This is a genomic window from Couchioplanes caeruleus (assembly GCF_003751945.1).
GTDB lineage: Bacteria > Actinomycetota > Actinomycetes > Mycobacteriales > Micromonosporaceae > Actinoplanes > Actinoplanes caeruleus.
Genome location: NZ_RJKL01000001.1, coordinates 6,919,340 through 6,932,055, shown reverse-complemented (window position 1 = coordinate 6,932,055; position 12,716 = coordinate 6,919,340). Strand labels below are relative to the sequence as shown.

Here is a 12,716-nt window from a genome sequence, read left to right as displayed (position 1 = left end):
AAGGCCAGTGAGGCGGGTGAGGCGGGTGATCACCGATCATCGCCGCATCCTTGCGAAGTCCCGGAGAAACTGCTCAGGATGATGATCGACTATCTGTGGACGATCCCGAGGATCACCCGCCTTACTCCCTGTGTTCCGGGCCCGTCCGCTCAGCGCGGGACGACCCGTTCGATCGCCCATTCACGCCAGCCGTCGAGCTTGTCCGAGGCGGTGCGGAGCTGGTCGGCGACCGGCCCGGGGCCGGTCGAGCCCGGCGTGGTCCGTGCGGCCAGGGCGCTGCGGACCGACAGGACCTCGCGGACGGACGGGTCGAGATGCTCGCTGACCGTCTTCAGGTCGTCGTCGGTGACGTCCTCGAGCTCGCACTCGCGGGCCGCGCACAGGGCCACCAGCCCACCGGTGATCTCGTGCGCATCGCGGAACGGGACGCCCTTGCGCACCAGCCAGTCCGCGACCTCGGTGGCCAGGGAGAAGCCGACCGGCGCCGCGGCGGCGAGCCTGTCCACCCGTACGGTCATCGTGGAGATCATGCCCGCCAGCGCCGGCAGCAGGAGCTGGAGCGTGTCGACCGCGTCGAAGACGGGTTCCTTGTCCTCCTGCATGTCGCGGTCGTAGGTCAGCGGCAGGCCCTTGAGCATGGTCAGCACCGCGACCAGGCCCCCGATGAGCCGCCCGGCCTTGCCCCGGGCCAGCTCGGCGATGTCCGCGTTCTTCTTCTGCGGCATGATCGACGAGCCGGTGGCGAACGCGTCGTCGAGGATCACCCAGCCGAACTCGGTGGAGGTCCAGAGCACCACCTCCTCGCCGAGGCGGGAGAGGTGCACCCCGACGAGGCTGGTGATGAAGAGAAACTCGGCCACGAAGTCGCGGTCCGCGACGCCGTCCATGGAGTTCTGCACCGGGGCCTTGAAACCCAGCTCCTTGGCGACCGCGGCCGGGTCCAGCGGCAGCGACGAGCCGGCCAGCGCGCCGGAGCCCAGCGGCGAGATCGCCGTGCGCTCGTCCCAGTCGCGCAGCCGTTCCAGGTCGCGCAGCAGCGGCTGGACGTGGGCCAGCAGCCAGTGCCCGAAGCTGACCGGCTGGGCATGCTGCACATGGGTCAGGCCCGGCGCCGGGGTGTCGATGTGCCGGCCGGCCTGCTCGATCAGGGCGTCGGCCAGCTCCACCACCGCGGCGGCCACACCGCGAGCGTGGTCGCGCAGGTAGAGGCGCAGGTCGGTGGCGACCTGGTCGTTGCGGGAGCGGCCCGCGCGCAGCTTGCCGCCGAGGGCGCCGAGGCGTTCCAGCAGACCGCGTTCCAGCGCGGTGTGCACGTCCTCGTCCTCGATGGTGGGCCGGAATTCGCCCGCCGCGCACGCCGACTCCAGGTCGTCGAGGGCGGCCAGCATCCTGCCCAGTTCGTCGGCGTCGAGCAGGCCGGCGCCGGCCAGCACCCGGGCGTGCGCGCGCGAGGCGGCGATGTCGTACGGCGCCAGCCGCCAGTCGAAGTGCACGCTGACGCTCAGCCGTGCCAACGCGTCGGCCGGTCCACCGGCGAACCGGCCACCCCACAGTCTGGTCGGACCTTCGGTCTCCGGCACGTCCTCACTCCTCAGCAATCGGTGGGATCTGTCAACGATAGGGTCGTTCCATGAAGCTCGACCTGCACGATGATGTTGTCTCATTGACCCGCGCGCTCTGCGACATACCCTCGGTCAGCGGGACGGAGGCCGCGATCGCGGACGCCGTCGAGGCCGCCCTGCACGCGCTGGGCCATCTGGAGGTGCTGCGCGACGGCGACGCCGTGGTCGCGCGCACGCAGCTTGGGCGGGCGAGGCGCATCGTGCTCGCCGGGCACCTCGACACCGTGCCCATCAAGGACAATCTGCCGACCCGGCTCACCGGCGAAGGCGACGCGGAGCTGCTGCACGGCCGCGGGACGGTCGACATGAAGGGCGGCGTCGGCGTCCTGTTGAAGATCGCCGCCACAGTACCGGAGCCCCGGCACGACCTCACCTTCGTCTTCTACGACAACGAGGAGGTCGCCTCGGTGCGCAACGGGCTGGGCCGGCTGGTGCGCCACCACCCGGACTGGCTGGCCGGGGACTTCGCCATCCTGGGCGAGCCGTCCAACGGCACGGTCGAGGGCGGCTGCCAGGGGACGATGCGCGTACGGATCACCCTGAAGGGCAAGGCCGCCCACCCCGCCCGGGCGTGGCACGGCATCAACGCGATCCACGCGGCAGCCGACGTGCTGGCGATCCTGAAGGCCTACGAGCCGCGCCGGGTCGTGGTCGACGGCCTCGAGTACCGCGAGGGGCTCAATGCCGTGCAGATCCACGGCGGCATCGCCAACAACGTGATCCCGGACGAGGTCGCGATCGACGTCAACCACCGCTTCGCCCCGGACCGCGACGTCGACGGCGCCTACGCCCACCTCCGCGAGGTCTTCGCCGGCTACGAGCTGGAGATCCGCGACCAGGCGGCGGCCGCCCGGCCCGGCCTGGACCGACCCGCCGCCGCGGAGTTCGTGGCCGCGGTGGGCCGCGCACCGGCCCCGAAATTCGGGTGGACGGACGTCGCCCGCTTCGCCGAGCTGGGCATCCCGGCCGTCAACTACGGCCCGGGCGACCCGCTGCTCTGCCACACCGACGAGGAGAACCTGCCCACTGCGGACCTCCGCGAATGCGAGCGCGTCCTGGCGGCGTGGCTGAGCTGACACCTCAGGGGGTGTCCTGCGAGTTCGCGTTCCTGGCGATGGCGCCCGGGATGGCGTACATGTGCGCGAAGGCCCGGGCCTGCTCGCCGTTCCACAGCGACGAGCCGTAGCCGTAGACGACGCCCTGCCGGGTGGCCGCGTCCAGCAGGCTGTACGGGCTGCGGCTGCCCAGGGGAATGACGTTGCCCTTGATCAGCTTCACCCGTACGTGGCCGGTGACGCGGCTCTGGCTGCTGTCCAGGAACGCGCGGTAGTCGTCCAGGATCGGGTCGTAGTAGACGGCCTCGTGCAGCAGGTCGCCGTACGCGGTCCCGAGCTGGGCCTTGGTGGCCTGCTGCCGGTTGCTGAGCACCAGCCGCTCCAGCTCTCGGTGCGCGGCGATGAGCGTCAGCATGCCGGGCGCCTCGAAGCCCACCCGGGCAAGGTTGCCGACCATGGTCGATCCCATGTGGATGCCCCGGCCGACGCCGTGCTCGGCGGCGAGGACGTTGAGCGAGCGCAGGATCGCGTAGTTGGGCGTGCCGGGGCCGGTGCCGTCGATCGGGGTGCCGTCCGGCAGGGTCGCGGAGACGACCTCGCCCTTCACGAACTCGAGGATCAGCTCCACCCCCGAGGCAGGGGCGTCCTCGATGGACTTCGTGTACGTCCATGCGTCCTCGGGCAGGTAGTCCCAGGACCCGTACGTCTCCTTGCCGCCGATCGAGGTGCCGATCAGACCTTCGTTGATCGAGTACGTGGTGACCTTCTCCGGCGTCTCGAAGCCGCGTTCGCTCAGGTAGTCGCGCTCGTACTCGCGGGTCAGCCGCTCGTCGCGGATCGGAGTGATGATCTCCAGCTTCGGCGCGAGCGCGCGGATCACCGAGTCGTAGCGCACGTGGTCGGCGCCGGCGCCGGTGGAGCCGTGGGCGACCGCGTCCGCGCCGTTGTCGAGGGCGACCTGCACGACCTTCTCGGCCTGCACCAGGCGCTCGGCTCCCACACAGGACGGGTAGCCGTTGTTGCGCAGGTAGTTGGCCTTGATCGCGTACGTGATCACGCGGGAGTAGAGCTCCTCGCGGGCGTCGACGACGAAGTGCCGCGCGGCGCCGAGCTCCTCGGCACGCTTGCGGACCGCGTCCGCCTCGCCGCTGTGCAGGCCACCGGTGTCGATGTTGGCGGTCAGAACCTCCCAGCCCTGCTCACGCAGCGATACCAGGGCGTACGAGGTGTCGAGACCGCCGGAGAAGGCGAGAACGATCGAGCGGCGGGACATTCAGTTTCCTCCGGACGGGTACGGGAGTTCGAGGATCGGCACGAATGACGTCCCGTGTGAGACGAGGTGGCCGGGAGCGAGCACGTAGTAGGTGCACTTCCGGGCCTCGATCGCCTTCTGCATGGCCCGCTGACGCTCGTAGTCGAAGGGGTCCAGCAGGAACGTAGGTTCCGGGTCGCTCTCGGCCACGGGAACGGTGAAGTCGTTCTCATAGACGAACGATCCGGGCGCGGTGTGGAAAGGCACGGTGGCCACCATGATGCGCAGCCGGCCGAAGCGGGTGTGCACCCGCAGCGCGGTGTTGTCGTACTGCGTGACGCCGTCGAGCTTCTGCGCCTGGTAGACCGAGAGCGCGAGGGCCTTGAGCGCCCGGCCGAGGCCGACGTTGGTCATCACCGACCACAGTGACCAGCCGACCCAGGTGCCGGGCGCCGCGCTGGGCGCCGCGCAGTAGCCGCCGATCGGGATGGGACCCTGGTAGTCGCTCTGCTTCACCCTGTCGAAGACCTCGCGCAGGTGCCGCTTGGCGTCGTCGTCGAAGGCGCTGGTCTCCAGCGTCTCGGTGAACTGCGCCTGCGGCAGGGCGGCGATCACGGCGGCCGACGGCATCAGGATCAGGTCGACCATCACCCACTGCGGCATCGGGATGCCCCGGTCGCCGAACGCGATGCCGTTGATGACGTTGAACAGGTTGAGGAATTCGCCGGTGTCCCAGCCCTTGTCCTCGCTCGTGTCGGTGAAGTCCAGCCAGGTGAGCTTGTGGCCGTACGGCGCCTCGTTGAGGAACGGGCGCAGCGTGTCGTTGGAGGCCAGGTAGAACTCGAGCCCGTGGGCCTGGAGCTTCTGCATATTGTCGGCGAAACCCGGAAAGAAGGCCTCGACGGCGGGCTGCTGCGCGATCACGGCAGGGTCCCTTCGTTGTCCGTACGGCTCCACGCCGTGAGCTTCTCGGCGAGCCGGGCGCCGGACCCGGTGTCGGAGTCCGGTTCGCGCGCCACCACGAGGATGGTGTCGTCGCCGGCGATGGTGCCGACGACGTCCGGCAGGCCGGAGCGGTCCAGGGCGCTGGCCAGGAACTGCGCGGCGCCCGGCGGCACCCGCAGGATGACCAGGTTGCCGCTGACGTCGACCGAGTTCAGCAACTCGCGCAGCAGCCGGACGAGCCGCGCCGGGGCCTGCTCGACCGGGCGCAGCGCGGGCAGCCCGTCCTCGGGGATGAGGTAGACGCCCGCGGCCTTGACGGCCCGCAGCTCCTCGAGGTCGCGCGACAACGTCGCCTGGGTGACCTGCACGCCCTCGACGGCGAGCAGGTCGGCGAGCTCGGTCTGCGACCGTACGGCCTTGTCCCGCACCAACTGCACGATGCGCGCGTGCCGCGCTGCCCGCGTTCCCGGACCGGTCATCAGGAATGGTCCTCCAAGAGCCAGGCCAGCAGCGCCTTCTGGGCGTGCAGGCGGTTCTCGGCCTGGTCGAAGACCGCGCTCTGCAGCCCGTCCAGCACCTCGTCGGTGATCTCCTCGCCCCGGTGGGCGGGCAGGCAGTGCAGCACGATCGCGCCGGGCGCGGCCGCGGCCAGCAGGTCGGCATTGACCTGGTACGGCCGGAACGGCGTGAGCCGGTCGACGCCGTCGTCCTCCTGGCCCATGGAGGTCCACGCGTCGGTGGCCAGCACCTCGGCGCCCTTTGCCGCCTCGTACGGATCGCGGAGCACGCGGACCGAGCCACCGGTACCGGCGGCGATCTCGCCGGCCCGGGCGACCACGTCGGGCCGCGGCTCGAACCCGGCCGGCCCGGCGAGCCGCACGTGCATGCCGGCCATCGCGCCGGCCAGCGCATACGAGTGCGCCATGTTGTTCGCCGTGTCGCCCACGTACGTCAGGGTGCGCCCGGCGGTGCCGCCCAGCCGTTCCCGAACGGTCTGCAGGTCGGCGAGGAGCTGGCAGGGGTGGAAGCCGTCGGTCAGCGCGTTGACCACCGGCACGCCGACGTCCGAGGCGAGCTCCGCGAGCCGCTCGTCGCCGGAGGTGCGGAAGACGATCGCCGAGGCGTAGCGCGAGACGACCCGGCCCGCGTCGGCGAGGGATTCGCCGCGTCCGAAGTGGGTGGCCTGGGTGTCCACGATGATCGCGTTGCCGCCCAACTCGGCGATGCCGGTCTCGAACGACAACCGGGTCCGCAGGCTGACCTTGTCGAAGAAGACCGTGACGGACCGCGGCCCGGCCAGCGGCCGGTAGCGGAACCGGTCGGCCTTCATCTCGGCGGCGAGGTCCAGCACGGCGCTCTGCTCGGCCGGGCTCAGGTCGTCGTCGCGCAGGAAGTGACGGGTCACGGTAGGACCTCCCGGAAGGCGGCGACGAACGACTCCGCCTGCTCGGCGGTGAGGATCAGCGGCGGCGCGAGCCGGATCGCGTCCGGCTGCACCGCGTTGACGAGGAAGCCCCGCTCGCGCAGCGCGTCGGTGAGCCCGGCGGCGACCGGCTCGGCGAGCCCGATGCCGAGCAGCAGACCCGCTCCCCGCACGCCGGTCACGAGCGGGTGGCCGAGGCCCTCGACGCCGTGCCGGATCAGCTCGCCGACCCGCTTGACGTGGTCGAGCAGCCCCTCCCCCGCGATCGTACGGATGACCGCCAGGCCCGCCGCGCAGCTCACCGGGTTGCCGCCGAAGGTGGTGCCGTGCGAGCCGGGGCCGAACAGGTCGGCGGCCCGGCCGAAGGCGAGGCAGGCGCCGATCGGCAGGCCGCCGCCGAGGCCCTTGGCCAGGGTGACGACGTCGGGCTCGACGCCCTCGCCCTGGTGGTGGAACCAGTGCCCGGTGCGGCCGATGCCGGTCTGCACCTCGTCGAGCACCAGCAGGGCGCCGTTGCGGGTGCAGGCCTCCCGGGCCGCGGCGAGGTAGCCGGGCGGCGGGACGACGACGCCCATCTCGCCCTGGATCGGTTCGAGGATGACCATGGCGGTCCGGTCGGTCACGGCGGCGCGCAGCGCTTCGCTGTCGCCGTACGGGACATGGGTGACCTCTGCCGGCAGCGGCCGGAACGGGTCCGCCTTGGCCGGCTGGCCGGTGAGCGCGAGCGCACCCATCGTGCGGCCGTGGAAGCCGCCCTCGGCCGCGACCACGTGGGTGCGCCCGGTGAGCCGGGACAGCTTGAACGCGGCCTCGTTGGCCTCGGCGCCGGAGTTGCCGAAGACGACCCGCCCGGAGCGGCCGGCGAGGGCGAGCAGCAGCTCGGCGAGCGCGACCGTGGGCTCGGCGACGTAGAAGTTGGAGACGTGTCCCAGCGTCGAGATCTGCTCGGTGACCGCCTGGACGATCGCCGGGTGCGCGTGGCCGAGCGCGTTGACCGCGATGCCGCCGAGCAGGTCGACGTACTCTCTGCCGTCATCACCGGTCAGGACCGCGCCCGCGCCGCCGACCAGGGCCAGCGACGGTGTGCCGTAGTTGTTCATCAGGCTCTGCCGCCAGCGTTCGACCAGAGCGCTCATGACGCCGCCTCGCTTCGCTCGCCGGCGCCATGAGGCACGAACGCACTGTGTCTGATGATTCGCTCGCTGCGCTCGCTCATGACGGGACCACCATCGTTCCGGATCCTTCCGAGGTGAAGACTTCGAGCAATGTCGAGTGCGGCACCCGGCCGTCCACGACGTGGGCCGCGGGCACCCCGCCGCGGACGGCCCGCAGGCAGGCCTCCATCTTGGGCGCCATGCCCGACTCCAGGCCGGGCAGCAGCTTCTCCAGCGTGTCCGCGTCGATCTGGGAGACCAACGAGCCCGTGTCGGGCCAGTCGGTGTAGAGGCCCGGCACGTCGGTGAGCACGACCAGCTTGCGGGCGCCGAGCGCCACCGCGAGGGCGGACGCGGCGGTGTCCGCGTTGACGTTGTGCACCACTCCGGCGGCGTCGGGCGCCACGCCGGCGACCACCGGGATGCGCCCGGCGGCGATGAGGTCGTCGACCGCCGAGGTGTCCACTTCGGCCACGTCGCCGACCTGGCCGATGTCGACCGGTTCGCCGTCGATCACGGCCGGCCGGCGGACCGCGGTGAACAGGCGCGCATCCTCGCCGGAGAGGCCCACGGCGAACGGGCCGTGCTCGTTGACGAGGCCGACGAGCTCCCGCCCGACCTGACCGACGAGCACCATGCGGACCACGTCCATCGCCTCCGGCGTGGTGACGCGCAGGCCGCCGCGGAACTCGCTCGCGATGCCCAGCCGGTCGAGCATCCTGGAGATCTGCGGGCCGCCGCCGTGCACCACGACCGGCTTGATGCCGGCGTACCGGAGGAAGACCATGTCGGCCGCGAAGGCCCGCTGGAGCTCCGGATCGATCATGGCGTTGCCGCCGTACTTGACGACCACCGTCGCACCGTGGAAACGCTCGAGCCACGGCAGCGACTCGATCAGCACGGACGCCCTCTCCGCCGGGGTCATGTGCTGTACGCCGAGTTCTCGTGCACGTACGCGTGGGACAGGTCGGTGGTGCGGATCGTCGCGTCCATCTCCCCCTCGTGCAGGTGCACCTGGATGGTGACGTCCCGCCCGCTGAGGTCCACCTTGGAGCGGTCCTCCGCGGCCGCACCGCCCCGGCAGACCCACACGCCGTTGATGCCGACGTCGATACGGTCCGGCGCGAAGGCCGCGGTCGTGGTGCCCACGGCGGCGAGGATCCGGCCCCAGTTCGGGTCGTTGCCGAACAGCGCCGTCTTGACCAGGTTGTTGCGGGCGACCGTGCGCCCGACCTCGACCGCGTCCGCCTCACTGGCCGCGCCGAGCACCTCGATGGCGATGTGCTTGGTGGCGCCCTCGGCGTCGGTGATGAGTTGCCGCGCGAGGTCGGCGCACGCCTCGGTGACCGCGGCGGTCAGCTCCTCCTGCGTCGGCTGCACGTCGGAGGCCCCGCTGGCCATCAGCAGCACGGTGTCGTTGGTGGACATGCACCCGTCGGCATCGATCCGATCGAAGGTCAGCCGGGTCGCCTCGCGCAGCGCGACGTCCAGTGCCTCCGGGCCGGCGACCGCGTCGGTGGTGAGCACGACCAGCATCGTGGCCAGGGCCGGGGCGAGCATCCCGGCGCCCTTGGCGATGCCACCCACGGACCAGCGGTCCCGCACGACGTGCACGTTCTTGGCGACCGTGTCGGTGGTCATGATCGCCTCGGCGGCGCGTTCCCCGCCGCTCGCGTCCAGCGCCTTGACCGCGGCGGTCACGCCGGGCAGCAGCTTGTCCATCGGCAGCAGCTCGCCGATCAGGCCGGTCGAGCAGACCGCCACGTCGCCGGCGCCGATCAGCAGCGGCTTCGCCCTGCCGCGCAGCGCCGCCGCGGTGTGCTCGGCGGTGGCGTGGGTGTCGCGGAAGCCCTGGGAGCCGGTGCAGGCGTTGGCGCCTCCGGAGTTCAGCACGACCACGCGCACCACGCCGCCCTTGACGACCTGCTGGCTCCAGAGCACGGGCGCGGCCTTGACCCGGTTGGCGGTGAAGACCCCGGCGACTCCGGCGTCGGGACCGTCGTTGACGACCAGGGCCACGTCGAGGTTGCCGCCGGCCTTGAGCCCGGCGGCGACACCCGAGGCCCGGAACCCCTTGGGCGCGGTGACGGTCACGGCGCCACCCCGAACGTGGAGAGGCCGGTCGTCTCGGGCAGGCCCAGCATCAGGTTGGCGCACTGGACGGCCTGTCCGGCGGCGCCCTTGCCGAGGTTGTCGATGGCGCTGACCACGACGATGCGCCCGGAGTCGAGGTCCAGAGTGGCCTGCAGGTGGCAGGTGTTGGCGCCGAGGGTGGCGCCGGTGTGCGGCCACGCTCCCTCGGGCAGTACGTGCACGAAGGGCTCGTCGGCGTACGCGGCCCGCAGCACGTCACGCGGATGCGTGCGGCCGATCGGCCGGGCGTTCACCGTGGCGAGGATGCCCCGCGGCATCGGCGCGAGCACCGGCGTCATCGCCAGCGAGTCCGCGCCGGACGCCTGCTTGATCTCGGGCACGTGCTGGTGCGCGCCGACCTTGTAGGGGGTCAGGTCGCCCATGATCTCGCTGCCCAGCAGGTGCGTCTTCGCCGACCGTCCGGCGCCCGAGGTCCCGGACGCGGCCACGACCACGACGTCGGCCGGATCGGCGACACCGGCGGCGACCAGCGGCGCGAGCGCGAGGGTGACGGCCGCCGCGTAGCAGCCGGTGTTCGCGACGCGGTCGCTCGCCGCGATCGCCTCCCGCTGGCCGGGCAGCTCCGGCAGGCCGTACGTCCACGTGCCGGCGTGCGGGCCACCGTAGTAGCGTTCCCAGGCCGCGGCGTCTCGGAGCCGGAAGTCCGCGCCCAGGTCCACGACCTTGACCCCGGCGCCGAGCTGAGCGGCCAGGGCCGCCGACTGCCCGTGCGGCAGGGCGAGGAAGACTAGATCGGCGTCGCCCAGCGCGGCTGCATCGGTCGCGCTCAGCGTCAGTTCCATCCCCGCGAGCTGAGGGTGTACGGCCGCGACGGGCATACCCGCCTGGGTGTGCGCGGTGGCGGCGGCGAGGTCGAGCTCGGGGTGCCCGGCGATCAGCCGCAGCAGCTCACCCCCCGCGTACCCACTCGCGCCAACGACAGCGACCCGGATTCCCATACCTACCTCCGCATGACTATGCAGAGGACCGTATAACGTCCGGGGACCGTCCGGCAACCGGGTATGTCGTCGATCACCCCCCGCGGTGCTCGCGCGGGCGCCCGCGGGGAACGCCCGAATCCAAATTATGGACGGATAGCCGACTGGTGATCGTGCACTTCATGCATTCGTATGGAAACTCGAACAGCGGGGGCTCTTCCGCGATGAATTGACCATCAAAGTGAGGAGGCGTCGTGGCGAAGTACGAAGTGGTGCTTTCCCCGGCGGCGTGGCGTGCCATCAGAGATCTCCGGACGGTTCAGGACCGTGACGATCTCGCCGACTGCCTGGGCAAAGAGCTCGATCAAGGACCCAATGCGGAAAATGTTTGGGTTTTCCAGATCGGCGACAGGAACTACACCGCTACGCCGCTGACCTTTCGGGGCTGGGTGGCGATCCACCGCCCGCTCAGCCGCGCCGAGCTGGACCGCCTCGGCGACGAGCAGGGCCGCCGGGTCGAGTCGATGGGCTTCCTGATCCACGACCTGCTGCCGCCGCACACCGCCTTCGAGATCGGCCCGTACAGCGAGGTCTAGAAGCTGACCGCCGCTGCGGGCTTCTCCTTGGCGGCCTCGGCCGGCTTCGGCGGGTTGGCCGCGTACGCGAACACCAGGACCCCGGCGATCACCACCGCCGACGCGGCCGCGAGCTGGCGCCGCAGCACCTTGAACCATTCCTTGGTGATGTAGAAATTGGCGAACGCCACCACCGTGCCCGCCGCCTGCTGCAGGGCGGCGGAGCGGGCCGGGGCGGAATCGGGGGCACCGCGAGCGGCCTCATTGGCGTCGGCGAGTTGTGCGTAAAGATCCGGCACGCTGGTCGCCAATGATCCGAAAAGCTCTTCGGCGATGAATTCGAGCCGCTCCTTGAGCCCTTCGATCATCGCCGCACGCAGGCGATACCGCCGATCCCGCAGGCGCCCGATCCGGTCGCCGAATTTCGGGCGGGACCCGCCGCTCTGCCGCTGCGCGCTCTGCCGTACGCGATGATCGAAGATGTCTTTCTCGATGTCGGCCAGGGTCACCCATTCGGTGGTCAGAATCTGACTCGCCCGCAGGACCATGTAGCCGACGCCGGTCAGCGCGACGACCAGGCCGGCGAACGCGGCCACCAGTCGCGGTATCTCCTGGCTGCCGAGCGAGCCGAGGCCGGTCAGTTGCAGACCCGCGACCAGAACCGCACCCACCCCGGCCGCGGCGGTCACCAGCCAGCGGGTCGTGGCGCGCAGGGCCTCGGTGGCCGCGAGGTAGGCATCGGCCGGCGCAGGCCCCGCCGGGACGGCACCGTCCAGGAAAGGCACGCCGGGCACGGCGATCGGACGTGACGTCGTCATCGCAAACGCCGGCGAAACTCAGGTGCGGGGGGACGCGGAACCGGCGCGAAGGACGTCCGAATGCTCGGCGAGCGCCCGCTCCAGCGTCCTCATCGGCTCGCCGGTGGCGGCTTCCTTCTCGCCGTAGCCGATGTTGTAAAGCACGCGGCTCATGTTCTTGTTGACGAGGTAGCCGACCAGGCGCTGGGTCACCGGCACGAGCACGCCGAGCATCTCGCCAGCGTGCGTGACGGCCAGGATCTCGCCCGCCTCCCCGGCCTTCTCGATGGCGGCCGCGGACAGGTCGCCGACCCGCAGGCTGCGCGCCGGTGGCAGGTCGTCCTCCGCGCTGTCCATCAGCCCGGTGGACGCCAGCATCATGGGCAGAGCCTGGTCCGGCAGTCCCCGGCCCGCCGGCACCGGCATCTCGACGTCGGTCAGCGCATTCTCCAGGGTGCGCAACGGGGCGCCGTCCGCCAGCGCCCGCTCGCCCTCGGTGACGCTCTGCAGGACCCGCGACCAGTTGTTGTCGATGACGTGGGCCACCCAGTTCGGGGTTATGGGAATCATGACGCCGATCAGTCGCCGGGTCCTCATGACGCCGACCAACTCGCCGGCGTGGGCGCACCGCTTCAGTTCCTCGCCGCGGAGGTTTCGGATGCTCACCATTCTCATGACCACTCCTCCCGGAGGTCTCTTTCGCCCTAGCATAGGTCCTGCGTCGACAACTGTCGACAGTTGTCGACGACTGTCGACAGGCCGACGCTACACCGCCGCCTCTGGTCCCGGGCCACGGGCTTCGGTTCCGGTACCAATTGACCG

The 12,716-nt window shown here is 71.1% G+C and carries 13 protein-coding genes; 2 read left to right on the top strand and 11 right to left on the bottom strand.

What is annotated here, in order from left to right:
- Positions 1–149: 149 nt before the first annotated feature.
- A complete protein-coding gene (gene argH, locus EDD30_RS31145; protein ID WP_244945464.1) occupies positions 150–1,580 on the bottom strand; it encodes an argininosuccinate lyase in 1,431 nt (476 codons plus the stop codon).
- A gap of 50 nt (positions 1,581–1,630) precedes the next feature.
- Between argH and dapE the strand changes: the two genes are divergently transcribed.
- A complete protein-coding gene (gene dapE, locus EDD30_RS31140) occupies positions 1,631–2,698 on the top strand; it encodes a succinyl-diaminopimelate desuccinylase (RefSeq protein ID WP_071805960.1) in 1,068 nt (355 codons plus the stop codon).
- Positions 2,699–2,702: 4 nt separating this feature from the next.
- Here the strand turns inward: dapE and argG are convergent, their stop codons facing one another.
- The 8 genes from argG to argC form a co-directional block, all read right to left on the bottom strand.
- Positions 2,703–3,950 carry an argininosuccinate synthase gene (gene argG / locus EDD30_RS31135; protein ID WP_071805961.1) on the bottom strand — a complete coding sequence of 416 codons (1,248 nt, stop codon included), beginning with the start codon at positions 3,948–3,950 and terminating at the stop codon, positions 2,703–2,705.
- Positions 3,951–4,853, bottom strand: coding sequence for a hypothetical protein (locus EDD30_RS31130; protein ID WP_244945463.1), 903 nt, complete (start codon positions 4,851–4,853; stop codon positions 3,951–3,953).
- On the bottom strand, positions 4,850–5,353 hold the full coding sequence (locus EDD30_RS31125) for an arginine repressor (protein ID WP_071805962.1): 504 nt from the start codon (positions 5,351–5,353) through the stop codon (positions 4,850–4,852). The genes EDD30_RS31130 and EDD30_RS31125 overlap by 4 nt, the downstream gene beginning before the upstream one ends.
- Positions 5,353–6,279: an ornithine carbamoyltransferase gene (gene argF / locus EDD30_RS31120; RefSeq protein WP_071805963.1), complete on the bottom strand. Its 927-nt coding sequence runs from the start codon at positions 6,277–6,279 to the stop codon at positions 5,353–5,355. The genes EDD30_RS31125 and argF overlap by 1 nt, the downstream gene beginning before the upstream one ends.
- Positions 6,276–7,433 carry an acetylornithine transaminase gene (locus EDD30_RS31115; RefSeq protein ID WP_071805964.1) on the bottom strand — a complete coding sequence of 386 codons (1,158 nt, stop codon included), beginning with the start codon at positions 7,431–7,433 and terminating at the stop codon, positions 6,276–6,278. Before EDD30_RS31115 ends, argF begins: the two co-directional genes overlap by 4 nt.
- A gap of 76 nt (positions 7,434–7,509) precedes the next feature.
- Positions 7,510–8,376, bottom strand: coding sequence for an acetylglutamate kinase (gene argB, locus EDD30_RS31110; RefSeq protein ID WP_071805965.1), 867 nt, complete (start codon positions 8,374–8,376; stop codon positions 7,510–7,512).
- The gene (argJ, locus tag EDD30_RS31105; protein ID WP_071805966.1) at positions 8,373–9,545 is read right to left on the bottom strand and encodes a bifunctional glutamate N-acetyltransferase/amino-acid acetyltransferase ArgJ; all 1,173 of its coding nucleotides are present in this window, start codon (positions 9,543–9,545) and stop codon (positions 8,373–8,375) included. The genes argB and argJ overlap by 4 nt, the downstream gene beginning before the upstream one ends.
- Entirely contained in the window at positions 9,542–10,543 is a 1,002-nt protein-coding gene (gene argC / locus EDD30_RS31100; RefSeq protein WP_071805967.1) for an N-acetyl-gamma-glutamyl-phosphate reductase, read from the bottom strand. Before argC ends, argJ begins: the two co-directional genes overlap by 4 nt.
- A 233-nt stretch (positions 10,544–10,776) precedes the next feature.
- On the opposite strand from argC, the gene EDD30_RS31095 reads away from it, so the two are divergent.
- Positions 10,777–11,118, top strand: a complete 342-nt coding sequence (locus EDD30_RS31095; protein ID WP_071805968.1) for a hypothetical protein — start codon at positions 10,777–10,779, stop codon at positions 11,116–11,118.
- Here the strand turns inward: EDD30_RS31095 and EDD30_RS31090 are convergent.
- Positions 11,115–11,786, bottom strand: a complete 672-nt coding sequence (locus tag EDD30_RS31090) for a hypothetical protein (protein WP_143162847.1) — start codon at positions 11,784–11,786, stop codon at positions 11,115–11,117. The genes EDD30_RS31095 and EDD30_RS31090 overlap by 4 nt on opposite strands.
- A 147-nt stretch (positions 11,787–11,933) precedes the next feature.
- Positions 11,934–12,569 carry a hypothetical protein gene (locus EDD30_RS31085; protein WP_143162846.1) on the bottom strand — a complete coding sequence of 212 codons (636 nt, stop codon included), beginning with the start codon at positions 12,567–12,569 and terminating at the stop codon, positions 11,934–11,936.
- Between the last annotated feature and the right edge of the window lie 147 nt (positions 12,570–12,716).

Bases quoted from the DNA above. Each gene is read 5' to 3' on its own strand.
- EDD30_RS31085 (WP_143162846.1), bottom strand. From the start codon at position 12,569: ATGAGAATGGTGAGCATCCGAAACCTCCGCGGCGAGGAACTGAAGCGG.
- argG (WP_071805961.1), bottom strand. From the start codon at position 3,950: ATGTCCCGCCGCTCGATCGTTCTCGCCTTCTCCGGCGGTCTCGACACC.
- dapE (WP_071805960.1), top strand. From the start codon at position 1,631: ATGAAGCTCGACCTGCACGATGATGTTGTCTCATTGACCCGCGCGCTC.
- EDD30_RS31115 (WP_071805964.1), bottom strand. From the start codon at position 7,433: ATGAGCGCTCTGGTCGAACGCTGGCGGCAGAGCCTGATGAACAACTAC.
- EDD30_RS31125 (WP_071805962.1), bottom strand. From the start codon at position 5,353: ATGACCGGTCCGGGAACGCGGGCAGCGCGGCACGCGCGCATCGTGCAG.
- argC (WP_071805967.1), bottom strand. From the start codon at position 10,543: ATGGGAATCCGGGTCGCTGTCGTTGGCGCGAGTGGGTACGCGGGGGGT.
- argB (WP_071805965.1), bottom strand. From the start codon at position 8,376: ATGACCCCGGCGGAGAGGGCGTCCGTGCTGATCGAGTCGCTGCCGTGG.